Origin of the sequence: Rhodococcus sp. 05-2255-3B1, from assembly GCF_002258545.1 — a bacterium.
Lineage (GTDB): Bacteria > Actinomycetota > Actinomycetes > Mycobacteriales > Mycobacteriaceae > Rhodococcoides.
This window is the reverse complement of sequence record NZ_NOZC01000031.1, coordinates 270,877-294,190: the sequence shown is the minus strand read 5'-3', so window position 1 is coordinate 294,190 and position 23,314 is coordinate 270,877. Positions and strand designations below refer to the sequence as shown.

The window sequence follows — 23,314 nt, the reverse complement described above, 5'->3', positions numbered from 1 at the left end:
CCATGACCACACCCCGTAAGCGGATGACGCCGACGCAACGGCGTGCGCAGCTACTCGAGATCGGCTCGGCGCTGTTCGCCGAGCGGCCCTACGAGGACGTGTGGATCGAGGAGGTCGCCGACCTCGCAGGCGTCTCCCGCGGGTTGATGTACCACTACTTCCCGTCCAAGCGTGAATTCTTCGTCGAGGTCGTGCGCACCGAATCCGAGCGAAACCTCGACCTCACCGCACCGGACACCTCCCTTCCGGTCCTCGAGCAGATCGCCGCCGGTCTCGATGCATACATCTCCTACACCGACGAGCACGCGCACGGCGTCCGCGCCGTCAACCGCGGGTCTCTGCTGGGAGACCGACGGATCGACGACATCCTCAGGCGCGAGTTCGAGATCCAGCAGGAGCGGATCCTGGCTGCTCTGCCCGAAGGATTCCGCGACGACGAAATTGTCCGCACCGCACTGCGCGGGTGGGTGGCCTTCGTGCGAGCGGTGTGCCTGGACTGGGTGGAGCGCAGAACTCTGAGCCGAGAACAGGTTCGTGCGGTGTGTCTACGTGCCGTGGCAGGTCTTCTCGAGGTGTGAGCTGCGGGGTTATCGTCGATGCATGTGCCGAAACATCACCACCCTGCGAGGGCTGGAACCACACGCAACCGACGAGGAGATCGAAGCGGCCGCGCGTCAGTACGTCCGCAAGATCAGTGGTGTGCAGAAGACCTCGGACGCCACCCGTGACGCCTTCGAGGTTGCCGTCGCCGAGGTGACGGCAACGACGCACCGGCTCCTCGACGCGCTCCCGGAGCGGCGTCAGCCACCGCCGACGGTGCCGCCACTGAGGCGTCCCGAAGTGCAGGCGCGAATTGCGGCCGCGGGAGTGCAGCCTGCGGAACGACCCGTATCGGCCTCGAAAGCCGGATCCTAGACGGTGCTGTCCGGCGGCACCGCTGGAAGTCCTTCGCTCACGCGCAGCTTCTCGGCCATCGAGCTGAGCAGGTTCTGAGATTCCTCGGACAGGTCGAATGCCCTGGCGGACAGGCGACGTAGGCCGTATCCCTGCAGCTGGGTGAGCAGTTCGAGGTCGTGATCGACCTTGGCCGCATAGATGTTGTCGAAGAAGTAGTCGGCCTTGACCTTGAAGAACGCGGCGAGTGCCGCCACGGTGTCGGCGGACGGATTGACGCGCTGCCCCGACCGCAGTTGCGAGATGTACGGCTTTGAGATCTGGTGCCCGCGCAGGGCGAGTGCGTCGGCGACCTCGGCATTGGTGTGTGGCTTGCGTCCGGGCGGGTGGATCGTGGCGAACAGATGGTTCAGACGTGCGGCGAAATCAGCGGACATCGGGGATGTGTGTGCCTTCCTGATACAGCCGCTGCCCACCCGGGCAGATCGGTCCGCCACGGACCGAACCGGCTCATAGTAGCCGCTGTCGTGATCCCGTCGAATCATGGCTGACCTGCAGAAATCCGTCCCAGAATCGGACTGATCGGTTTCATGAGGGGGGTGACGTGCGGGGCCGAGTCCGCGCGGCCGGGTACCCGGGGAAACGGGATCGAACGAATGCTTTTCCGCAGAATCGGGCGCGTGATCGGAGCCTCGGTGGCAGACTGTCTTGCCAGGCGGAGGGGGTGGAGATGACCGGTCGTCGACGACGAACGTTCGATTCACGAGACGGTGACGCGGAGGTGGTCGAGCCTCTGCTTCGTGCAGTGCTGTCCTACGCACCGCGGGACGAATCGCCCATGCCGCACCCGTCCGAGGGAATCATGCTCCGCGCCGAGGACGGCTCCGGATTCGTTCGGCTCGAACTCGCCATCGCAGACGATCTCGGCGCAGGTATCCCGGGTCCGTTCGGATCCAGGTTCTACGAATGTGGATCGTTCGAAGTGATTGTCCCGCAACGAGATCCCTGGGACGGTGCACTGCTGATGATCCACCTGCTCGACACCCGAGCGCCCCACCGCTTCGAGTTCGTCACGTCCATGCCGCCTCGGTGGAGCCTGCGGCTCGAGCACGACGGCTCGGTGTCGGTACTCGACGATTCCGGTGATGCGGTGATCTTCATCGGCCGCCCATGGGCTTTCGACTCGGATCTGCATCCGGTTCGCGTGCACTACACCATCGAGAACGACCTTCTGGTGCAGAACGTCCTGGCCGACGCGGACGCGGGCTATCCCATTCTGATCGACCCCGATCCCGACGCGATCATCACCGGAGACGGCAGGCTCATCACCGAGACCTGGACTCCTCGCCTGGTGGCGGGCGGAATCGTCGAGGATCTGCCGCCGAAGTCTTTGTCGAGCTGAAACCCGAGCAGCGCAACGTGATTCAGAACGGATCGTGCTGAATGTGCTCCATCGGTGTGCCGACCCTGCGGAGGGCGTAGATCGTTGTCCGAACCATCGACGGCGACCCACAGATCTGAATCTGCCGATCGGCCCACGAGCCGAACTGGGTCACCACCTTGCCCACCGCGCCGTGCAGACGGTGGTGCATTCCCCATGGCAGTTCGCGAGGTGTGCCCGAGTACCACCACGGATTCTCGAGCTCCTCGGTCACCGGAACGACCGTCAGCCACGGATTGGACAGAGACAGCTGCCACAGCGTGTCCAGATCGTAGAGATCGCACGGATACGTCCCGCTGACGAACAGATGCACCCGCGGATTGTTGCTGCGCTGCGCCATCTCCATGACCTGCGCGCGCAGCGGAGCCAGGCCGGTACCTCCCGCGATCATCAGCACGTCCTCGCGGATCGCGCGATCGACGTGCATCCCGCCCAGTGGCGGGCTGATGGACCAGCGATCACCGACCGCGGTCTCGGTGACCATCGCCGGCGACACCCAGCCCCCGGATACGCGTCGGACGTGGAACTCGATCTCGCCGTACGGATTGCTGGGGATGGCCGGGGACAGATACCGCCACAGCTTGGGCCGCTGCGGAATCTGCACACTGACGTACTGCCCGGGGAAGTACGGAATTTCGCCGTCGGTCTTGAGCCGCACGACCGCGAGGTCGTCGAGAAGCCGATGATGTTCGACGACGGTGGCACTCCAGAACGGCGGCAGTTCGTCGTTGTCGGCGGCTTCGGCCATTGCGTCGCTCACGACGGTGAGTGTGTCGTTCCAGGCCGTCTCGACCTCGTCGGTCCACACCTCGTTGCCGGCGAAGGTGCGGAACGCGCTGATCAGGGCCGAGCTGCCCGCACGGAAGTGCGCGCCCGAGATTCCGTGCTTGCGGTGGTCCCGGCCGAGCTGCTCGAGGAACGGTTCGACGCGGTCGGGGTCGTCGAGATGCTCGAAGACGTACCCGAGCGCCATGACGAAGTGTTCACGCAACGCATCCATCGACGCGGGGAACAGGGCGCGGAAGTGGGGGTGCTCGGCGAACAGGTGGCCGTAGAAGGACCGAGACAGCCGCGCCGGTCCGTCCTGGGCGGCCACGACGGACTTGAATCCGGTGCGAACCAGGGAGATCGTGCGTGCGTCGAGCATCGATCTACCTCCACCCCACCGATTGCCCCACCGGTCACTGCCGTCGACCGTCTCCAAAGTAGACCGATCGAGGGTATCGCGCACGGTGCGGAATGTGCAGAGTCGCGCACGAAGAAAATCAGGGTTGAGCGGAACAGACTCAACTTGTCTATGGTTGTACCCAGCGACAGTCACGAAACCCGATCCGAGAAAGAAGGTGACCGGTGGACAGTTTCACTCCCACCACGAAGTCGCAGGCAGCGCTTTCTGCTGCCCTGCAGGCCGCATCCGCGGCCGGTAACCCGGACATTCGTCCGGCACATTTGTTGGTGGCGTTGCTCGATCAGACCGACGGCATCGCCACACCCTTGTTGAAGGCCGTCGGCGTCGACCCTGCAACGGTGCGTCGAGAAGCGCAGAACCTCGTCGATCGCATGCCCTCGGCATCCGGCTCGACCACAACTCCGCAACTCGGCCGTGAAACCCTCGCCGCGATCACCGCCGCGCAGCATCTGGCCACCGAACTCGACGACGAGTTCGTCTCGACCGAGCACCTCATGGTGGGCCTGGCGACCGGCAACGACGACGTAGCCAAGCTTCTGAGCGGCCACGGAGCCGGACCCAACGAATTGCGCGACGCCTTCCAGGCCGTCCGGGGCAGCGCGCGGGTCACCAGCGCAGATCCCGAGAACACCTACCAGGCGCTGGAGAAGTACAGCACCGACCTGACCGCGCTGGCCCGCGAAGGCAAGCTCGATCCCGTCATCGGGCGCGACACCGAGATCAGGCGTGTCGTGCAGGTCCTGTCGCGACGCACCAAGAACAACCCGGTGCTCATCGGCGAGCCCGGCGTCGGCAAGACGGCCATCGTCGAGGGACTCGCCCAACGGGTCGTGGCAGGCGATGTTCCGGAGAGCCTGCGCGGCAAGACCGTCGTCTCCCTCGACCTCGGTTCCATGGTCGCGGGGGCGAAGTTCCGCGGTGAGTTCGAGGAGCGGCTCAAGGCCGTGCTCGACGACATCAAGAACTCCGCGGGCCAGGTCATCACGTTCATCGACGAGCTGCACACCATCGTCGGTGCCGGCGCGACCGGCGAGTCCGCGATGGACGCGGGCAACATGATCAAGCCGATGCTGGCCCGCGGCGAACTGCGTCTGGTCGGTGCGACGACCCTCGAGGAGTACCGCAAGTACATCGAGAAGGACGCTGCCCTCGAACGACGCTTCCAACAGGTCTACGTCGGAGAGCCCTCGGTCGAGGACACCGTCGGAATCCTGCGCGGACTCAAGGAACGCTACGAGGTGCACCACGGCGTCCGGATCACGGACTCCGCCCTGGTCGCTGCGGCAACGCTCAGTGATCGGTACATCACCGCCCGCTTCCTGCCGGACAAGGCCATCGACCTCGTCGACGAGGCCGCGTCGCGGCTGCGCATGGAGATCGACTCGCGCCCCGTCGAGATCGACGAGGTGGAGCGGGCCGTCCGCCGCCTCGAAATCGAGGAGATGGCCCTGGCGAAGGAGACCGACGACGCGTCGAAGGCTCGCCTCGACAAGCTCCGCCAGGAACTGGCCGATCTTCAGGAGAAGCTCGCCGGGCTCAGCACCCGCTGGCAGAACGAGAAGAACGCCATCGACTCGGTGCGGGTCCTGAAGGAGGAGCTCGAGAACCTGCGCGGGGAGTCCGACCGCGCCGAACGCGACGGCGATCTGGGCAAGGCCGCCGAGCTGCGTTACGGACGCATCCCGACGCTCGAGAAGGAGCTCGCCGCCAAGACCGAGGACTCTCCTGCTCAGGGCGAGGTGATGCTCAAGGAGGAAGTGGGACCGGACGACGTCGCCGACGTCGTCGCGGCCTGGACCGGAATTCCGGCCGGCCGGATGCTCGAAGGCGAGACCGCCAAGCTGCTCCGCATGGAGGACGAACTAGGCAAGCGAGTCGTCGGACAGAAGGACGCCGTACAAGCGGTGTCCGACGCGGTCCGGCGCTCCCGTGCCGGGGTGGCCGATCCCAACCGTCCGACGGGATCGTTCCTCTTCCTCGGCCCCACCGGCGTCGGCAAGACCGAGCTGGCGAAGGCGTTGGCGGAGTTCCTGTTCGACGACGAACGGGCCATGGTGCGCATCGACATGAGTGAGTACAGCGAGAAGCATGCCGTCGCTCGGCTCGTCGGTGCACCTCCGGGCTACGTGGGCTACGAGGCCGGCGGACAGTTGACCGAAGCCGTGCGCAGGCGGCCGTACACGGTGGTGCTCTTCGACGAGGTCGAGAAGGCACACCCCGACGTGTTCGACATCCTGCTCGCAGTGCTCGACGAGGGCCGTCTCACCGACGGCCAGGGCCGGACCGTCGACTTCCGCAACACGATCCTGATCCTCACCTCCAACCTCGGTGCCGGCGGTACCAAGGAGCAGGTGATGGACGCGGTGCGGCGTTCGTTCAAGCCCGAGTTCGTCAACCGACTCGACGACGTGGTGGTGTTCGACGCGTTGTCCGAGGATCAGCTCGAGTCGATCGTCGACATCCAGCTCGGCTTCCTGGCCAAGCGTCTGTCGGCTCGTCGCCTGACACTCGAGGTGTCGTCGCCGGCGAAGATGTGGCTCGCGGTGCGCGGTTACGACCCGCTGTACGGTGCGCGTCCGCTGCGTCGACTGATCCAGCAGGCCATCGGGGATCAACTGGCGAAGTTGCTCCTCGCCGGTGAGGTCCACGACGGCGATGTGGTGTCGGTCAACGTCAGCCCGGATGGCGAGCACCTGATCCTGGGCTAGCCGGGGTCGCCTGTCCGAACAGGCCCGCACGAGCGCTGCTCGTGCGGGCCTGTTTCGTGCTTCGACCGGGGTGCAGCGGGTGGGTACGCTCGTGGAATGACGAATCCGGACGACCCGCGGTCACCTCGAGAGCGCGATCAGGACGCGGCACGCCAGGCGGAGTCGTCCGAGCCGACCCAGGACGACGGTCGGCCGTACTCCGGAACCCAGCAAAATCCCGACGGCGCTCACCCGACCGAGGCATATCCGACGCAGGCGTATCAGAACCCGGGCTACGAGAACGCGGCCTACCAGAATCCGGACCCGCAGGCGTATCCGCCGGGGTATCAGCCGACGCAGGCGTTTCCGCCTTACGACCCCGAGCAGCAGGCTGCGGCGAATCAGGCCTACGGCCAGACCCAGCAGTACGGTCAGGCCCCGGGTTACGGCCAGGCGCCGGGGTACAACACTGCTCAGTACGGGCAACCCCAGCAGTACGGGCAGGCTCCGGGCTACGACACTGCGCAGTACGGCCACACTCAGCAGTTCGGCCACACTCAGCAGTTCGGACAGCCGCCGGAGTACGGTTCCCCACCTCCCACCGAAGGACCGAACGACGCCGATTCCGGCAGCAAGGGGCCCCGACCGTGGGTTCTGGCGCTCATCGGACTCGTCGTTCTCGCCATCGTCGTGGTGTTCGGCATTTCCTTCCTGAGCGGGGGATCGGACGAGCCCGAGACCACGGCGACTGCGCCGTCGACCTCGATCCGGCCGCCCACCTCGACTGCGCCCACGACCACGCCGCAGCCCACCGAATCGGGCACGGCCACCACACCCGAGCTGATCCCGGGGGGAATTCCCGAGATTCTCGGCCAGCTCGGCTCGTCGGTGGGAACGATCACCGCCAACGACGGCTCGACTCTGACGCTCGACGGTCTCGACGGGGCCCCGGTCACGGTGCAGACCACACCCCAGACCCAGATAATCTCGTTGTCCGGTAGCGATCTGGCGTCGCTGACCGTCGGTGCATTCGTCGTGGTGCAGGGCGAGGCCGTCGAGGACGGAACGATTCGCGCGAACGTCATCATCGAAACGCCGAGTCTGGGTGGTTAGGCAACCCGCGTCGCAGTAGGGACGGTTCACAGGCCCCGGCGGTGGTGGGCGGCGAAGGTGTCGATGTCGATTAAGGTGGTTCGCGATGACGGCAATGTGGTTCGGCCTTGCGGCAATTGCACTGATGGGTGCAGTGGCCCTGCTCTACATCGACAGGTCCAAGCGAGATCGGTCCGGACGTGTACGGCAGATGTGGGCCAAGGCTCAGGGATACGAGTACCGACCGCACGATCGAGAACTGGTCACGCGGTTCTCGCGCGCTGCCCTGTCCAAGCCGGAGTTCGACGTGGCTCTCGGAGTGGTGACCGGCGTTCGACGCGGTGAGGAGTTCGTTCTCTTCGACGTCGAGGAGACGGGCACGATCGTGGCCGTGCAACGCTCGGTCGGTTCGGATGTCGACATCGATCTTCGGCCCCGCTCGACGCCACCGCCGCGCGACGAGGACATGGAACTGCTCGGTTCCATCGGCCCACGCGTGGTGTTCGCAACCGACGTCGACATCGCTCGGCGTGTCTGCGACCAGCGGATGGCAGCGTTCACCGAGTCCATCCCGGAGAATCTGCAGCTGCTGTGGAGCGAGAAGGACTGGACGCTCGGGTCACTGCCGCTCGGCAGTGTCGGTCGCGATTGGGATGCCGCGATCGACGCGGTCGCGAGACTGTCGGGCATGTTGCACGTGCTGCCGCCGGTTCGCGGAAGCGCGGTCTACGGCGCTCGCCCCGGTGATGATCGGAGTGATCCCGGTAGGCCGTCGGTGCACGAGGCACCCACGCAGCAAGCACCCGTGGCACACAATCCTCGGCCTCGCGTGGCCGAACCCCGTATTCAGGCGGTTCGACGCCCGGAGCCGCCCGTCGCCGAGCCCAGAACCCCTGCACCCAACACGCCTGAGCCGAGGGTGCGGCCTCCTCGCGCCGCCGAGCCCCGTGTCCAGGAACCGCGTATCCAGGAACCCCGTGTTCAGGAACCTCGTGTTCAGGAACCGCGTGTGCAGGAGCCGCGTCCGCAGGAGCCGGGGCGCAGGCCGCGTCCGCCGAGGCCCGATGCTGCCGGTCCGCAGGCCGCAAGTAGGGCGAATCCGTCGCGTCCGGTGCCACGTCCGCCCGTCTCGCGTCCGATTCCGTTCGACTCGGACCGCCGACGCAATCAGCCGTGATCGAAGTTCGGGCGTGTTTACGGGCGCAGACGCGCTTACGCGGCTAAATTCGTACCTCGTGACGGTTTCTTCGGGTGTTGTCGTGGCAGTCCTGGTCCTCATTGTCGTGGTCGGTTACGTGGTGGTCGCGGTGCGTCGACTCGGTCGATACAGCGATCAGACGGAGCAGAGTCTGCGGCTGGTCGATGTCGAGCTCGATCGGCGTCACGAGCAGTTGGGCCCGTTCCTCGCCGCCGCGGAGGCCACCGGGCTGTCCGCTGATCTGCTGCGTCAGCTCGGCGGTGCACGTTCGTGGTCCAAGGCCGTGCGCGATCGCAGCCTGGGTCTGCAGGCGCAGGCCGCCGCCGAGAACGCCCTGTCCGCCGCGTTTCACGCCGTGCTCGCCGATGCCGATGCGCGTCGGAACGCGTTGGGCAATTGGTCGTTTCAAGGCCCGGCCGGTGAACTGAACGTCACCGAGCGCCGTATCGCAGGCGCGGTGCGGGTGTACAACGACAACGCGTATCGGTTGTCGCAGGCGATCGGCACGTTCCCGTCCTCGCTCGTCGCCAGGGCTCGTTCGTTGACCGCACCGGAACCGTTCGTGGAAACCAAGGAACTGCTCGACGAGCAGCAGTCGGCCGAGATCGCTGCCTAGTGGCAGAACGATCAGCGGAGCCGGCGGGAGCGCCTGCGCGGGTCGGTGGGTAAGTTCGTACCGACCTATCGAAGATCCGTGGTGCGACGAGAGGAATCCGAACATGGCCGACAGTGCCGCGAATTCGGACCGGCAGGAACTGGCCGATTTGGTGAAAGAGCTTGCCGTCGTGCATGGGAAGGTGACGTTGTCGTCGGGCAAGGAAGCCGACTACTACGTCGATCTTCGTCGCGCGACTCTGCATCATCGGGCAGGCGCGCTGATCGGTTCGTTGATGCGTGATCTGGTTGCCGACTGGGATTTCGTGTCGGTCGGCGGTCTGACGATGGGTGCAGATCCGGTGGCGATGTCGATCATGCATGCGCAGGGGCGTCCGATCGATGCGTTCGTGGTGCGCAAGGCCGCGAAGGCGCACGGCATGCAGCGTCGGATCGAGGGTCCGGACATCGTCGGCAAACGTGTTCTGGTGGTGGAGGATACGACGACCACCGGAAATTCTCCGCTCACTGCCGTGCAGGCTCTGCGGGACGCGGGAGCGACGGTCGTCGGCGTGGCCACGGTGGTCGATCGGGCGACCGGGGCGGACGAGGTCATCGCCGCAGAGGGTCTCGAATATCGATCCCTCCTCGGCCTGGCGGACCTCGGCCTGTAACCCCTGGCTCCGAAAGAGCTTGTCAGCGAACGAGTTGCGCGACGACGACGAAGTTGTCGTCGGTGGGTTCGCCGCCCTGGACGTCGCAGTTGGCCAGGATCAATCGTCCCGGTACCGAGCGTCGGAGTTCGTTGTCCGCGAGCAGAGATCCCTTAGGTAGAGGGCCGACCGATTCGACCGTGTATTGCAAGGTGCCGCTCGGGGTGCGCAACACGACGGTGTCGCCCGGCGTGACTACCCGCAACGCCTTGAACGGGGCGTCACGCTTCGAATAGTTATGTCCGGCAACCACTACCGTTTGTTCGGTCGCGGTTCCCGGCATTCCGCTCTCGGCCCACCATGCGGGCAGTTCGTCGACCGGGTTCAGCACCTGGCCACTGTCGCCGCCGCGGTAGAGCGGGTCGGGATGGATCGGGCTGCTCAGGTAGGTCGTGCCGTCCGAGGATCGGAGTTCGATGTGGTCCGGCTGAGCGGGAGCGACGTCGCTCGCCGGTGCGGCCACCGAGATCTGTGACTGCACCGGCGAGCGATCGGGTGCGGCGATCCCGACTTCGTCACTCGCACAACCTGATACGAGTAGAGCGAGGGTCAGGATCGCCGTCCACAGCCAGCGGGTTCTACGAGGTGGCATCGGTGGAGCTGCGGCGACGCAGGTAGAACGCTCCGCCTGCTGCCGCGACCACGACCACGCCGACTCCGGCCAGGATCACCGGGGTGTTGGACGAGCTGTCCGACCCGCCCGATGCCTCGTCGGAGGAATCGCCGAGAGCGAGATCGACCGGCGGCAGATCGCCGGCAACGCTGACGACACCGTTCTCGTCGGTGGTGAAGTAGTCCGCGACGGTGAACGATCCGTCCTCGTTCCTGACACCGACCAGTGACACTCCGGTCTCGTCGACGACGACGGTGTTCTCGTCGATCTCGGTGACCGGAACGTCCTCGCGGACAACATTTCCGAGGTTGATCGTCCACTCGAATTTCGGTCCGCTGGCGGCCAGTTCGGCTGCTGCGGCCTTCAGATCGGCCTCGGCCTTGGCCTTCGCGTCGGCATCGGCCTTGGCGGCATCGACGTCGGCCTGTACGGCTGCCAGGGCGTCCGCGGCCTCCGTCGCCTTGGCCTTGGCTGCCGCGGCTGCCTCGGTCTTGGCTGCCAGATCTGCATCGGCGGCGACAACCGCGGCGTCGGCGTCCAGAACTGCCTGCGCGGCGTCGTCGGCCGTCTTCTGCAGTGCCGCGATGTCCGCGTCCGACGGGGCGGCGTCGAGTGCGGCCTGGGCTGCGGTTGCCGCCTCTGCCTTGGCGTCGGCGTCGGCCTTGGCCGCATCGGCTGCTGTTCGGGCGTCGGCTGCAGCCTTCTGCGATTCGGTCTCCTCGCCTGCGGCAGCCTCGGCTGCGGCTTCGAGGTTCTTGGCGTTCTGCTCGGCCATCGCGGCCACCGCAGCTGCGGTCTGAGCCTCGATGTGCAAGGCCAGCGACTTGGCCGCGGTGGCAGCTGCGGCCCTGGTGGCGGCAGCGACCTTGGCGAGGTTGAAGTTCTTGAACGAGTCCTGCAGTGCCTGGAGGGAGTCCTCGACGGCCTTGGTCGACGCATCGGCCTCGACCTTGGCGCTGGCGGCGAGCTCGGCCTTCGCGTTCGCGTCGGCGCGGGCGGCCGCAGCTGCGGCGGTGGCTTCGGGGTCGCCCGATACCGCTGCGGCTTCGAGCTCGACAGCCAGATCCTCCGCCGTCTTCGCGTCGGCTGCGGCCTGGTCCGCTGCCGCCTTGGCCTCGTCGGCCGCGGTCTCGAGCTCGGCAGCGTCCTTCTTGGCTGCGGTGACCGCAGCACTCGCGGCCTCGCTTTGGACCTTGGCCGATGCGGCGGCCGTGACGGCAGCCTTGGCCTTGACGTCGGCCTCGGCTGCAGCGACCTCGGCCTTGGTGGCGTCGCTACTCGCGGCGGTGTCGGCGGCCTTGGCGGTCTCGAGGCGCACCTGAGCGGCGGCAGATGCTTCGGCGGCAAGCTTGCTGGCCGCTTCGGCGTCGGCGATCGCCTGCCTCTCCGCGTCGGACAGCTGCGGGATGACGTCGAGGTTGACCGTCGCGGTGCCGTCGTCGTTGAAGACGACGCCGCCGGTGACCTGGGGCAGCGGGCGGATGGTCGACGGTAGCTCGGGGGCCGGGACGGCTGCGGCCGCTGCGGCTGCGGCGTCTTCCGGGGTTACGGCCGGAGCAGGTGCTTCGATCTGCGCGTCGACGGTGGCGGATCCTTCGACCGCTGCGCCCTCCTCGGTGGTGGGAGCTCCGGATTCGGTGCCGCCCTCGGTGGCCGGCTGCTCGACTGCGGAGCTTTCGGGTGTCTGATCCTGCGCACTGGCAATTCCCGGTGCAGCGATGGAGAGGGACAGTGCCATGGCGGCCCCGGCAGCGGCGAGGCGCGCCCTCTTGGACCTGGCGATCGACTTCTGCGACATGGAGATTGTGGCCCTTCGGTCAGTGGCAGCAGAGTGCTGCGCGCACCCGCCCTCCCACGCGGAACGGGTGTAGTTGGTGAGTCACACGAACAACCGTGTTGACGTGACCGTAAACCAACCGGCCGGTCTCGGGAACCGTTCAAGCCTTTACCTGAGAATTGGTTATGAAAGTGTTACTGATGGGACTCATGTGACGAGTGAGAATTGCGAAAGCCAACGGCGGTCGAGATCCGAAGATCTCGACCGCCGCGAAAACCTGTTCAGGTGAAGGTATTTCAGTCGCCGACCGTCACGGCCCGGGCCTCGTCGATGCTGTGAGGTGCGGGTTCGTGGTCGTCGACATGAGCGAGCACCTTCCGGCCGGTCGCCAGGACCACGATGGCGAGAGCGGTGCAGGCGGCACCCACCCAGAACGGGACGTGCATGTTCGACTCGCCCAATTTGCCGGCCAGGTAAGGAGCCGCGGCCCCGCCGGTGAAGCGAACGAAACTGTAGGCCGCCGACGCCGTCGAGCGCTCGACCGGTGCCGAGATCATCACGGTCTCGGTGATCAGCGTGTTGTTGACGCCGAGGAACAGCCCGGCCACGACGGTTCCCACGATGAGGACGATCTTGTTCTCGGTGAACATCGCCATGGCGGCCAGGTCGAGGGCGAACAGCAGCAACGCGAGCATCATCATGTTCAGCGTTCCGAAGGCCCGCTGCAGTTTCGGTGCCACGAACACCGATGCGATCGCCAGGCACAGGCCCCAGCCGAAGAAGATGAAGCCGATGGAGTACGTGCCCATGTCCAACGGGAAAGGGGTGTAGGCGAGGAGGGTGAAGAATCCGTAGTTGTAGAGCAGCGCGGTGATGCCGACGGTGAGCAGGCCGCGGTGACGAAGCGCGCGGAACGGGTCGAGGATCGAGGTGGTGTGCGCGGGCTTCGGGGTGTCCGGCAGCATGACGACGAGCAGGATGAACGCGACGGCCATCAGTGCGGCAACGCCGAAGAACGGTCCGCGCCAGCTGAACCCGCCGAGAACGCCACCGACGAGGGGTCCGGTGGCGATACCGATACCCAGAGCGGCCTCGTAGAGGATGATCGCGCGAGCGACACCTCCCGATGCGGCACCGACGATGGTCGAGAGCGCCGTCGCGATGAACAGGGCATTGCCCAGTCCCCAGCCTGCGCGGAAACCGATGATCTCGCCGACCGATCCGGACGTGCCCGCCAGTGCCGCGAAGACGACGATGATCGCCAGTCCGGCCAGCAGGGTGCGCTTGGGTCCGAAGCGGCTCGACACGACCCCGGTGATAAGCATCGCGAATCCGGTCACGAGCATGTAGCTGGTGAACAGCAACGACACCTGAGACGGCGAGGCATCGAGTTGTTCACCGATGGGCTTGAGGATGGGATCGACGAGGCCGATGCCCATGAAGGCGATGACGCTGGCGAACGCGACGGCCCACACCGCTCGCGGTTGCTTCAGCAGGCTGTCGGGGGAGGTGCTGGTGGTCACGAAGAGGTTCCTCTCATTCCGCGATCGACGGGCTCGAGGATGCTGCGAAGCTCGCTCAGTCCGTCGGTCAGTTTCTGGATCTGTTCCGGGTCGCGGTCGGACAGGTACGGCACCAGTCCGTCGACGATGTGGCGTCGACTCGCGGCGAGCCATCGGTGGCCGTCGTCGGTCATCTCGATGAGGACGGCACGGGAATCGTCGGGATCGGCGGTTCGGGTGACGAGGCCGCTCTTGCTCAGCTTGGCGAGCAAGGCCGTCGCCGACGGTTGGGAGCAGCGGTCCAGCTCGGCGAACGTGCTGATGCGCAGGGGCTGATATTCCTCGAGCAACGACAGCGCCCGCATCCACGCTCTCGGCCATTCGTCGCTGCCGAACCGTGCGGCCAATCGGACGAAACGTGACGAGCTGGTGACCAATTGCGACAGAAGGTCCCGGATGTCTGCGTCGGAGTGACTCACCGATTTATTGTTACATACACTAACTATCTAATGCAACGGCACAGGTGACCTGCGGAAGGGCACCGGGGGTCGCGTCAGTACTGGCGGAGGAGAGCGGCGATGTCGCGGTCCCACTCGGCGTCCCGATGACCGTCGTAGCGAAAGCGCATCAGGTGATGGAAGCCGATGAGAATCGATGCCACGAGCACCCAGCTACCGATGGTGTTGAAGATCGACGCGGCCACGACGTCCGACGAGGTCAGTGGCCGCATGCTCGGGTTGCCGCTGTCGTCGACCCAGATCTGCGTGGTGGTGCCGACGGGTGATCCGGTGTCCACGCTGACGCGTCCGGTGTGCTCGACGCCTCGGTAGACCCACCGTGAGTCGACGGCGGTCGCCGCTGCGCCGGACGCGCCGAATTCGGTCGATGCGACGGGTGTGGATTCGGCGGCGGCGGTGGTGGTCGCGGTGACCTGGTGAATCGAGGTCTTCTGGTCCTCGAGTCGCTGTTGTTGATCGGTGTGGGCGGCGGCACCGATCCACAGCGACACCGGAACCATGAGGATCAGCAGTGCGGTCACCCAGTGCTTGATGCGAGCCTGGCGAACGTCACAGTCGCGGAGCAACGGGTTGGGGTGGCCTGCGAACGCGGAGCGGCCCGAACTGTCCTGCCCGGTGAGTTTGCGGCGCATGCTGGTCCCCACTGCCTCGAAATGATCCGACCGACCTTTCCACGATGGCGACGCAACCTGCGAGTATCAAGCGATAGGGGTCAGCGTCACATGTGATGCTCACTGTGACGAGATGTTCGGGTGGAGGTCTGCGATGGTTGTCGGTCGGGTTCGGCGGGCTCGTGCGGCCGCGCTGATAGCAGGTGCGGTGACCGTGGTCGGTGCCTGGACGGGGTCGATACCGTTGCAGCGCATGGCCAAGCCTCTGATAGTCCCGGCCCTGGCGAGCGGCCTCGATCCGGGCCGAGATCGGGTGCTCACGGCTGGTCTCGCGGCCGCAACGATCGGCGACGTTCTACTGATCGACCCGGACGACGACTCCGCTCTGGAATGGGGTGCGCGTGCGTTCGCCGTGATGCAGGGCAGTTATACGTATCTGCTGTACCGCAAGGGTGCGCGTCCGGCACTGATCGACGCCGTTCCGCGGTACGCCGGATGGGCGGCCGCGGCGACGCTACTGGCCAGGCGACAGCCCGCGGTGGCGTCGACCCTGATCGCGTACGGTGCGGTGCTCGCGACCACGTCGACCCTGTCTGCTCGTTCTGTCTCCCGCGGCGGCGATCGACGGCTGATGATCGGCGGTGCCTTGTTCACTGCATCCGACGCACTGATCGTCTTCCGCCGACTGTTCCTGACCGAGGATCGTCAGCGGCGGACCGCGGAGGCCATAGTCCTGTCGACCTACGTCGCGGCGCAGGTCCTACTCGTCGAAGCCCTCGCTTCGGGGTAGCAGCAGCACTCGCTCGCGGTGGGCGGGGTCGACGCGAACGGCGATGACGGTGCCCGGCTCGAACCGCGAGGTGTCCGAGCGGGGGACGTCGTAGACGATCTTGCCGAAGTAGCTGCTCGAGCCGGGCACGGTGAATTCGAGGTCCAACTCGGCGGTGTTCTCGTCGATGCGACGGATCGCATCGACCGTCGCCCATCCTTCGACGCCGTGTTCGATCAGTTCCTTCTGCTCACGCGTCGGTCGTCCCGCGAGCATCATGGCCAGGCCGAGGGCCGCGCCGAATCCGGCGACCAGGGCCGCCAGCTGGTACGGAAGCGTCCCGGGCGGGGTTCGCTTCATCAGCCAGCCGATCCAGATCGCCAGCACGATGGCGTATCCGATCGTCACGACGACGACTGCTCGCACGATTCTCGCGTTGTTCACTTCGGTGCTCCTGGGTCGCCGGAGGCGACTGTTCGATATTCGACGATAGGGGGTTACCGGTAAGTAGGGTTACATGTACGGTGATCGATGTGACTCGACCAACTGTCTTCATCTCAGGCGCAGCTGCCGGTATCGGCCGCGCGACGGCTCTCAAGTTCGCGGCCAACGGCTACCTCGTCGGTGCATACGACATCGACGAGACCGGCTTGGCCTCGCTCGGCAAGGAAGCTGCCTCGCTCAGCGGCCGCGTCGTCACCGGCATCTTGGATGTAACCAACTCCGACCAGTGGGAAACCCGGCTGAAGGAGTTCGTCACCGAGGGTGACGGTCGACTCGACATTCTGATCAACAACGCCGGAATTCTCGCCGCGGGTGCCTTCGAGGACATGCCGCTGTCGGTGCATCGTCGTCAGATCGACATCAACTTCAACGGGGTCATCTATGGCACCCTCGCGGCCTTCCCGTACCTCAAGGACACCGCAGGCGCGCAGGTCGTCAACCTGTGTTCCGCGTCGGCCATCTACGGTCAGCCCGAGTTGGTGACCTACGGCGCGACCAAGTTCGCGGTGCGCGGCGTCACCGAGGCGTTGGATCTCGAGTGGAGCAAGTACGACATCTCGGTCAAGGCCATGTGGCCGCTGTTCGTCCAAACGGCGATGACGCAGGGCGTGTCGACGGGCACCACGAGCTCGTTGGGTATCAAGCTCACCGTCAAGGACGTGTCCGACGCGATCTTCGACGCGACTCGTCCGGTGAAGCGTCGGTTGCACAAGGTGCATTTCCCGGTCGGCCTGCCGTCCAAGGCACTCTCGCTCGGCTCGCGCTTCTCGCCCGCATGGCTCACTCGCGAGGTCAACCGGCGTCTGAGCCACACCTAGAACTCCTCGCCGGACGATGCCGGCACTGCGCCGGTATCGTCGGTCTTTCGAGCAGTCGATGTCGAAAGGTGGGTCGGGGTTTCTTCATGCCGATTACGTGGGGTGCGAGCGGGCAGCGATCGAGCAGGGCACGGCAAATGGGTTGGGCACGAGCCTGGTTGGTGGGAATCGGGGTCGGTACTGCGCTCGTTCTCGCCGGCTGCAGCAGTGAGTCCGCTGCCCAGCCTCCGCCGCCTGCGTCGACCACGACTCCGGTGCCGACGACGACGCAGACCACCACCACTCCTGCGCCCGTGACGACCACGGAAGTGCCACTGCCGCCGCCCCCGCCTCCGGTGGAGCCGCCGCCCACCGCGGAACCGCAGACGACGTACGCCGCCATCGGCGGTGCGTACTACTTCAGTTCCCCCGACGGTCTGTTCCAGTGCGGGATCGTGCCGCTCTCCAGTCGTGTCGAGGCCGGGTGTCAGGGCACCACCACCCCGGTGCCGCCGCGGCCCGACGACTGCATGATCAACTGGGGCAACGGTATTCGTGTCACCAACGATGGCCCGGCGGCGTTCATGTGTTCCGGCGGTGTGGTCTACACCTCGGGCGGCGAGACGATCGATCCACCGCTGGCGGTCGGAGCGAGCATCTCCGAGAACGGATTCACCTGCACGTCCGCCGAGAACGGCATCTCGTGCGTCGACGACGCAACCGGGCACGGCTTCCGCATCGCACCGGACAGCAACGAAGTCTATTGAGCGAGAACACGATCGGCAGCGAATCGTCGTCGGACGATGCCGGCCCCACCGAGTGGGGTGAGAACCCGAACGGCGTCGGACCGTGGTTCGACACGCACACCGAACCGCCACCCGACGATCCGCGATTGGACCCGGACCTGCTCGCGGGCGGAGATCGCCGCAACGTGGTCGACGCCTACCGCTACTGGCGACGCGAGGCGATCGTCGCCGACATCGACACCCGACGGCATTCGCTGCACGTCGCCATCGAGAACTTCACCAACGACGCGAACATCGGGACGGTGGTGCGCACCGCGAACGCCTTCGCCGCGCAGGCGGTCCATATCGTCGGACGTCGTCGGTGGAACCGTCGCGGTGCCATGGTCACCGACCGCTACCAGCACATCCATCACCACGACTCGGTGGAGGCGCTGATGGCGTTCGCGGCCGAGCAGGGCCTCGTGGTCGTGGCCGTCGACAACACCCCTGGGTCGGTACCGATCGAGACCGCGGAGTTGCCGCGTCACTGTCTGCTGCTCTTCGGTCAGGAGGGACCGGGTGTCACCGACAGTGCCCGCGAGTCGGCTTCGATGACGGTATCGATCGCGCAATTCGGTTCCACGCGCAGCATCAATGCAGGTGTTGCCGCCGGGATTGCCATGCACTCGTGGATTCGGCGGCACGCGGATCTCGATGCAGCGTGGTGAGTCGCAGCGCTGTCCGAGGGGGTTTCCGGGGCGGGATGTAACGAATCGGCAACGGTAGTGGCAGGATTGCGGCTATGCAGGAGTTGTGGTCGCAGCGTGCGGACGCTGCGGAGGGGGCCGTCGTCGCGCGGCACATGCGTCGGCTGTGGGGGCTGCCGGGCACGACGTTGGGAGTCGTCGCCTGGCCACCGGCGCGTTCGGAACGGATGTTCCTGCGTTGGCACTACTGGTGGCAGGCCCACCTGCTCGATTGCGCGGTCGACGCCGCCGATCGTGAACTCACCGCCAAGCGCCGTCGGCGATTGAACAAGATCACCCGAGCGCACCGAACCCGCAACGTCAGCGGGTGGACCAACAACTACTACGACGACATGGCGTGGCTCGGGTTGGCGCTCGAACGCGCGCAGCGGCAGCATTTCGTCGGCAATCGCGGTGGCATCCAGCAGATCGAGATGGAATTGTTCGACGCCTGGGCTCCGGCCGAGGGCGGCGGCATTCCGTGGCGCAAGAAGTCGGACTTCTACAACGCACCCGCCAACGGCCCGGCCGCGATCCTGCTGGCCCGCACCGGTCGGCTGTGGCGTGCCCAGGAGATGGCCGATTGGATGGACCGCACCCTCAAGGACCCGCGTACGGGGCTCGTTCTGGACGGAATGCATTCCACTCGTGCACTCGTCGACGCCGGAAAGACCGGCGAGATGGAACGCGCCGTGTACAGCTACTGCCAGGGCGTCACGTTGGGCCTCGAGACCGAACTCGCTGTCCGACTCGGAGAACCCCGGCACGCCGAGCGAGTCCATGCCCTGGTCGACGCCGTCGACAACCACCTGACCCGCAACCTCGTCGTCACCGGCGGCGGTGGGGGAGACGGCGGCCTGTTCAACCCCATCCTCGCGCGCTACCTGGCCATGGTCGCGGTGGAGCTACCCGGGGACTCGGACGCCGACGACCGGGCACGCGAACTCGCTGCGGCGATCGTGCTGAACTCGGCCGAGTCGGCGTGGGAGAACCGCCTCGAAGTGGAAGACAATCCACTGTTCGGAGCCGACTGGACCCGCGAAGCCCGCTTCCCGGGGCAAGGCCTGCACATCGCCACCTTCGCCGAGGGCACGGTCCGACCGTCCGATGTGCCCGAACGGGATTTCTCGGTGCAGCTCGGCGGCTGGATGCTGATGGAAGCGGCCTACCGAGTCTCGGCTGCGGGTTTCTAGAACACCTCGTCGGAGCGGACCGACGCAGACCCTATTCGACTACCTCTTCGACCTCGATGGTCTCTTCGGGCCGTGCCATTTCCTTGCGGTACTGCCAGATACCGAGACCGGTTCCGACGACGAGCAGCACCACCATGCCGATGAGGACGGCGGGCATCAGCCAGGGGATGCCCTCGATGAACGACCCGAAGTAGAACCCGATCAGCAGCAGCACCGGAGCCCAGATGATGGCACCGAGAGTGCTGGCGATCGTGTACTTGCGGTGATCCATCTTCGCAGCACCTGCGACCAGCGGGCACAGGGTGCGGACCCAGGGGATCCACCGCGCGACCAGCACCGCCCAGAAACCGTGCTTCTCGAGCAGAAGATTGACCTTGTGCAGGTTCTTGGTGTTGAGATACTTGCCGTTCTTGCGGGCCACCAGAGTCGAGCCGGTCCGGTGGCCGATCGAATAGCCCACCTGGTTGCCTGCGATGGCGGCGACCATCGCACCGAGCGACAGCGCCCAGATGTGACCGGTGCCCGACGCGTGGGTCGCCATCACGATTCCTGCCGTGATCAACATCGAGTCTCCGGGCAGGAACAACCCGATGATCACTGCGCATTCGATGAACACGAAGGTCATCACGACGATCCACACGACGAGTGGGCCCGCTGTCTCCAACGGACCGAAACTGCCGGCGGCCTGGACGGACTCGGTCGACAGCGCAGTGGTAATCGACGACATGGACTCGATCACTTTCGGAAGATCTCGATCAGGACTTGGTGTCCGGGGCGTCGGCCTCGATCACGTCGGCCGCCTCCCCGAGCGGGGTCTTGCGGGCCTTGATCATGCGCTTGCCGACCTCGGCGACGATGGGGAGGACGGAAACGGCGACAATGATCAGGAAGATGATGTCGACGTGCTCGCGGATGAACGCGATCTGCCCGAGCAGGTACCCCAGCACCGTCACGCCCGCGCCCCAGAGGACGCCGCCGACGACGTTGTAGGTGAGGAACAGCGAGTACTTCATGTGCGACGCACCGGCGACGACCGGTGCGAACGTACGCACGATCGGTACGAAGCGCGCCAGGATGATGGTGATCGGGCCGTGCTTCTCGAAGAACAGGTGCGACTCGTCGATGTACTTCTTCTTGAAGAATCGCGAATCGTTGCTCTTGAACAGGGCCGCGCCACCCTTGGTGCCGATGAGATAGCCGACCTGGTCGCCGAGGATGGCCGCGATCGGGATCAGAACGACGAGGGTCCAGATGGACGCGAACGGCTCGATCTCGGTGGACTTCGACGCGGCGATCAACCCGGCCGTGAAGAGGAGGGAATCACCTGGGAGCAGCGGAAACAGCAGCCCGGACTCGATGAAGACCACCAGCAGCAGCCCGATCAACACCCAGTGCCCGAAGGAGTTGAGCAGGTTCACCGGGTCGAGAAAGCCCGGCAACAGGGCCAGGTTCGTCGTCATCGTTTCCGAGGCAGCTAGGAGACTCACCGCGCCCACACTACCGGCCGAAACTGGTAAGTCCTGAACAGATGGTGTCGCTCTGCTGTGAACGTGATGGCTTGTTCGGCACCGTCGACGGGCCGTCGCTCCCGGCCGGTCAGCGGGAGTGGAGCCTGCGGAATGATCGGAGGGGCGCGGGAGTGGAGCCTGCGGAATGACCGGAGGGGTGCGGGTACGCACGACACCGGGCCGGGAGGTTGCCATACTGCACTGGACACAACCGAACTTTTCTATGGAGGAATGACGCCGTGCCTATCGCAACTCCCGAGGTCTACGCCGAGATGCTGGGCCGGGCGAAGGAACACAAGTTCGCCTTTCCGGCAATCAACTGTGTGGGTTCCGAGTCCATCAACGCCGCCATCAAGGGATTCGCCGACGCGGGTAGCGACGGCATCATCCAGTTCTCGACCGGCGGAGCCGAGTTCGGCTCCGGGCTCGGTATCAAGGACATGGTCGTCGGTGCCGTGGCGCTCGCCGAGTTCGCGCATGTGATCGCGGCCAAGTACGACGTCACCATCGCTCTGCACACCGACCACTGCCCCAAGGACAAGCTGGACACGTACGTTCGTCCGCTGATCGCGATCTCGCAGGAGCGCGTCGACGCAGGCAAGAACCCGCTGTTCCAGTCGCACATGTGGGACGGCTCGGCCATCCCGATCGACGAGAACCTCGAGATCGCCAAGGATCTGCTGGCCCGCGCTGCGGCTGCGAACATCATTCTCGAGGTCGAGATCGGTGTCGTCGGCGGCGAGGAAGACGGCGTCGAGGCCGAGATCAACGACAAGCTCTACACCTCGAACGAGGACTTCCTCAAGACGGTCGAGGCCCTCGGCGCAGGCGACGCGGGCTCGCGCTACCTGCTGGCGGCGACCTTCGGCAACGTGCACGGCGTGTACAAGCCGGGCAACGTCAAGCTCAAGCCGTCGGTGCTGGCAGACGGTCAGCGGGTTGCGTCGGAGAAGCTCGGTCTGGCATCGGGATCCAAGCCCTTCGATTTCGTCTTCCACGGTGGATCGGGTTCGGCGAAGAGCGAGATCGAAGAGGCGCTCGAGTACGGCGTGGTGAAGATGAACGTCGACACCGACACCCAGTACGCGTTCAGCCGTCCCATCGCCGGACACTTCTTCTCCAACTACGACGGTGTGCTCAAGGTCGACGGCGAGGTCGGCAACAAGAAGGCCTACGACCCGCGCAGCTACCTCAAGAAGGCCGAGGCCGGGATGACGGCCCGTGTCGTCGAGGCCTGCAACGACCTCAAGTCCGCCGGTCGCAGCGTCAGCGCCGGCTGATCCCCGTGAGCGGAACTTCGTAGCAGGCTACGAGGTAGGAGTGGAGCCTGCGGAACGACCCGCAGGCTCCGCCGCTCACGTCGGTCAGTTGCACACCTTCCACTGGTCGCCGTCGAGGCGCAGGTCGAAGGTGCGCGGGGAGCGATCGTTCGGGTTCGCGTCGGTGTGCGCGATCACCTGAGCGATCGCGGTGTCGTCGTCACCGACCTGGATGGCGTCGATGCTGTCGACGGTGGGGATGTTGCCCTGCGCGAGCGAGACGCGATGGACGTCGGCGAATTCCGCGTCGGGGATGTCTCGGTAGAACGTCGCCAGGTCACCGCACGAGGTGCTGCGCAGTGTGGCGAGGTCGCCGACGGCCAAGGCTCTGGTGAACGACTCGACGGTCGTCCTGATCCGGGCCTCCGGGGAGTCGTCGACGCTCGGGCGGTCGATCAGCAGGTATGCACCGGCGGCCACTGCCCCGATCACGACAACTGCGGCCACCAGCGCCGCCCACCACTTCTTGTGACTCGGTGTGCCGGGTTCCGTCGGGTCGGGTCCGATGCGCTGGGGACCGACCTGCTTCGACCCTGGTTTCTGCGGTTCGATCCTTCTCGGCCCGACTGGTTGTGGCACGGTGGCGGGTGATTTCTTCTCAACCGCAACATCTTTGGTCCGATTCTCGGACGGGTTTCGGGGCGGGATACGACGCGGGGCCGCGGTCGGCTTTGCGACGGGCTTCGATTCCGCTGCGGCCGGTTCCTCGGCCGGAGCAGTGGCGATCTTCTCGGTGGCTGCGTCGGCCGGCTCGTCGACCTTCTTCTTGCGGAGATCGATCTTCTCGGTGGCTGCGTCGGCCTCGGAGGGTGCCTTCTTCTTCTCGTCCGGCATGCGTTCTCCCTCGTTCACCGAATCCTGCGAGAACTCACGTGTTCTCGATTTCGTCAGCTGGCAGCCTATCGACCGTGTCGGGCGCTCGGC

Annotated in this window: 25 protein-coding genes; 14 read left to right on the top strand and 11 right to left on the bottom strand. The window is 65.8% G+C overall.

What is annotated here, in order from left to right; translation table 11 throughout:
- The first annotated feature begins 2 nt into the window (after positions 1-2).
- Entirely contained in the window at positions 3-578 is a 576-nt protein-coding gene (locus CH249_RS18810) for a TetR/AcrR family transcriptional regulator (RefSeq protein ID WP_045198642.1), read from the top strand.
- A gap of 22 nt (positions 579-600) precedes the next feature.
- A complete protein-coding gene (locus tag CH249_RS18805) occupies positions 601-915 on the top strand; it encodes a DUF2277 domain-containing protein (protein ID WP_045198644.1) in 315 nt (104 codons plus the stop codon).
- On the opposite strand, the gene CH249_RS18800 is transcribed toward CH249_RS18805, so the two are convergent.
- Positions 912-1,331, bottom strand: a complete 420-nt coding sequence (locus CH249_RS18800) for a helix-turn-helix domain-containing protein (protein WP_032397406.1) — start codon at positions 1,329-1,331, stop codon at positions 912-914. The genes CH249_RS18805 and CH249_RS18800 overlap by 4 nt on opposite strands.
- Positions 1,332-1,624: 293 nt before the next feature.
- Between CH249_RS18800 and CH249_RS18795 the strand changes: the two genes are divergently transcribed.
- Positions 1,625-2,296, top strand: a complete 672-nt coding sequence (locus CH249_RS18795) for a hypothetical protein (RefSeq protein WP_143544543.1) — start codon at positions 1,625-1,627, stop codon at positions 2,294-2,296.
- Between the two features lie 22 nt (positions 2,297-2,318).
- Here CH249_RS18795 and CH249_RS18790 read toward each other — a convergent pair whose 3' ends face one another.
- Positions 2,319-3,482, bottom strand: a complete 1,164-nt coding sequence (locus tag CH249_RS18790) for a globin domain-containing protein (protein ID WP_094681970.1) — start codon at positions 3,480-3,482, stop codon at positions 2,319-2,321.
- Between the two features lie 203 nt (positions 3,483-3,685).
- Between CH249_RS18790 and clpB the strand changes: the two genes are divergently transcribed.
- The 5 genes from clpB (at position 3,686) to pyrE (ending at position 9,769) form a co-directional block, all read left to right on the top strand.
- Complete coding sequence (gene clpB / locus CH249_RS18785) at positions 3,686-6,232, top strand: ATP-dependent chaperone ClpB (protein WP_032397165.1); 2,547 nt, start codon at positions 3,686-3,688, stop codon at positions 6,230-6,232.
- 96 nt (positions 6,233-6,328) lie between these two features.
- Positions 6,329-7,324: a DUF5666 domain-containing protein gene (locus CH249_RS18780; protein WP_094681969.1), complete on the top strand. Its 996-nt coding sequence runs from the start codon at positions 6,329-6,331 to the stop codon at positions 7,322-7,324.
- Between the two features lie 85 nt (positions 7,325-7,409).
- Positions 7,410-8,480: a hypothetical protein gene (locus tag CH249_RS18775; protein WP_094646768.1), complete on the top strand. Its 1,071-nt coding sequence runs from the start codon at positions 7,410-7,412 to the stop codon at positions 8,478-8,480.
- Between the two features lie 58 nt (positions 8,481-8,538).
- Positions 8,539-9,117 carry a LemA family protein gene (locus CH249_RS18770; RefSeq protein WP_032397164.1) on the top strand — a complete coding sequence of 193 codons (579 nt, stop codon included), beginning with the start codon at positions 8,539-8,541 and terminating at the stop codon, positions 9,115-9,117.
- Positions 9,118-9,220: 103 nt separating this feature from the next.
- Entirely contained in the window at positions 9,221-9,769 is a 549-nt protein-coding gene (pyrE, locus tag CH249_RS18765) for an orotate phosphoribosyltransferase (RefSeq protein ID WP_032397163.1), read from the top strand.
- Positions 9,770-9,791: 22 nt separating this feature from the next.
- Here the strand turns inward: pyrE and CH249_RS18760 are convergent, their stop codons facing one another.
- From CH249_RS18760 to CH249_RS18740, 5 genes are all read right to left on the bottom strand, one after another.
- Positions 9,792-10,400 (bottom strand): class F sortase, encoded by a 609-nt coding sequence (locus CH249_RS18760; RefSeq protein ID WP_094681968.1) that lies wholly within the window; start codon positions 10,398-10,400, stop codon positions 9,792-9,794.
- Positions 10,387-12,219, bottom strand: a complete 1,833-nt coding sequence (locus CH249_RS18755) for a hypothetical protein (protein ID WP_094681967.1) — start codon at positions 12,217-12,219, stop codon at positions 10,387-10,389. The genes CH249_RS18760 and CH249_RS18755 overlap by 14 nt, the downstream gene beginning before the upstream one ends.
- Positions 12,220-12,494: 275 nt before the next feature.
- The gene (locus CH249_RS18750) at positions 12,495-13,721 is read right to left on the bottom strand and encodes an MFS transporter (protein WP_094630977.1); all 1,227 of its coding nucleotides are present in this window, start codon (positions 13,719-13,721) and stop codon (positions 12,495-12,497) included.
- Entirely contained in the window at positions 13,718-14,179 is a 462-nt protein-coding gene (locus CH249_RS18745; protein ID WP_032397159.1) for a MarR family winged helix-turn-helix transcriptional regulator, read from the bottom strand. The genes CH249_RS18750 and CH249_RS18745 overlap by 4 nt, the downstream gene beginning before the upstream one ends.
- A 74-nt stretch (positions 14,180-14,253) precedes the next feature.
- On the bottom strand, positions 14,254-14,850 hold the full coding sequence (locus tag CH249_RS18740) for a hypothetical protein (protein ID WP_094630975.1): 597 nt from the start codon (positions 14,848-14,850) through the stop codon (positions 14,254-14,256).
- 133 nt (positions 14,851-14,983) lie between these two features.
- Between CH249_RS18740 and CH249_RS18735 the strand changes: the two genes are divergently transcribed.
- Entirely contained in the window at positions 14,984-15,619 is a 636-nt protein-coding gene (locus tag CH249_RS18735) for a lysoplasmalogenase family protein (protein WP_045198660.1), read from the top strand.
- Here the strand turns inward: CH249_RS18735 and CH249_RS18730 are convergent.
- Positions 15,590-16,042 carry a hypothetical protein gene (locus tag CH249_RS18730; protein ID WP_032397157.1) on the bottom strand — a complete coding sequence of 151 codons (453 nt, stop codon included), beginning with the start codon at positions 16,040-16,042 and terminating at the stop codon, positions 15,590-15,592. The two genes, CH249_RS18735 and CH249_RS18730, sit on opposite strands and share 30 nt — an antisense overlap.
- Positions 16,043-16,131: 89 nt before the next feature.
- Between CH249_RS18730 and CH249_RS18725 the strand changes: the two genes are divergently transcribed.
- From CH249_RS18725 to CH249_RS18710, 4 genes are all read left to right on the top strand, one after another.
- On the top strand, positions 16,132-16,920 hold the full coding sequence (locus tag CH249_RS18725) for an SDR family oxidoreductase (RefSeq protein ID WP_045200914.1): 789 nt from the start codon (positions 16,132-16,134) through the stop codon (positions 16,918-16,920).
- A gap of 137 nt (positions 16,921-17,057) precedes the next feature.
- Entirely contained in the window at positions 17,058-17,666 is a 609-nt protein-coding gene (locus tag CH249_RS18720) for a DUF6636 domain-containing protein (RefSeq protein ID WP_179273146.1), read from the top strand.
- Positions 17,663-18,352: an RNA methyltransferase gene (locus tag CH249_RS18715; protein ID WP_179273147.1), complete on the top strand. Its 690-nt coding sequence runs from the start codon at positions 17,663-17,665 to the stop codon at positions 18,350-18,352. Before CH249_RS18720 ends, CH249_RS18715 begins: the two co-directional genes overlap by 4 nt.
- Positions 18,353-18,426: 74 nt before the next feature.
- On the top strand, positions 18,427-19,563 hold the full coding sequence (locus tag CH249_RS18710; protein WP_094681966.1) for a glycoside hydrolase family 76 protein: 1,137 nt from the start codon (positions 18,427-18,429) through the stop codon (positions 19,561-19,563).
- 31 nt (positions 19,564-19,594) lie between these two features.
- Here the strand turns inward: CH249_RS18710 and CH249_RS18705 are convergent, their stop codons facing one another.
- Together CH249_RS18705 and CH249_RS18700 are read right to left on the bottom strand one after the other, a co-directional pair.
- Positions 19,595-20,290, bottom strand: coding sequence for a DedA family protein (locus tag CH249_RS18705; protein ID WP_045200918.1), 696 nt, complete (start codon positions 20,288-20,290; stop codon positions 19,595-19,597).
- 28 nt (positions 20,291-20,318) lie between these two features.
- Positions 20,319-21,023: a VTT domain-containing protein gene (locus tag CH249_RS18700; protein WP_045198665.1), complete on the bottom strand. Its 705-nt coding sequence runs from the start codon at positions 21,021-21,023 to the stop codon at positions 20,319-20,321.
- A 287-nt stretch (positions 21,024-21,310) separates the two neighbouring features.
- Between CH249_RS18700 and fbaA the strand changes: the two genes are divergently transcribed.
- Positions 21,311-22,351 (top strand): class II fructose-bisphosphate aldolase, encoded by a 1,041-nt coding sequence (fbaA, locus tag CH249_RS18695; protein ID WP_032397153.1) that lies wholly within the window; start codon positions 21,311-21,313, stop codon positions 22,349-22,351.
- Between the two features lie 84 nt (positions 22,352-22,435).
- Here the strand turns inward: fbaA and CH249_RS18690 are convergent, their stop codons facing one another.
- The gene (locus CH249_RS18690; protein WP_141214753.1) at positions 22,436-23,224 is read right to left on the bottom strand and encodes a hypothetical protein; all 789 of its coding nucleotides are present in this window, start codon (positions 23,222-23,224) and stop codon (positions 22,436-22,438) included.
- Between the last annotated feature and the right edge of the window lie 90 nt (positions 23,225-23,314).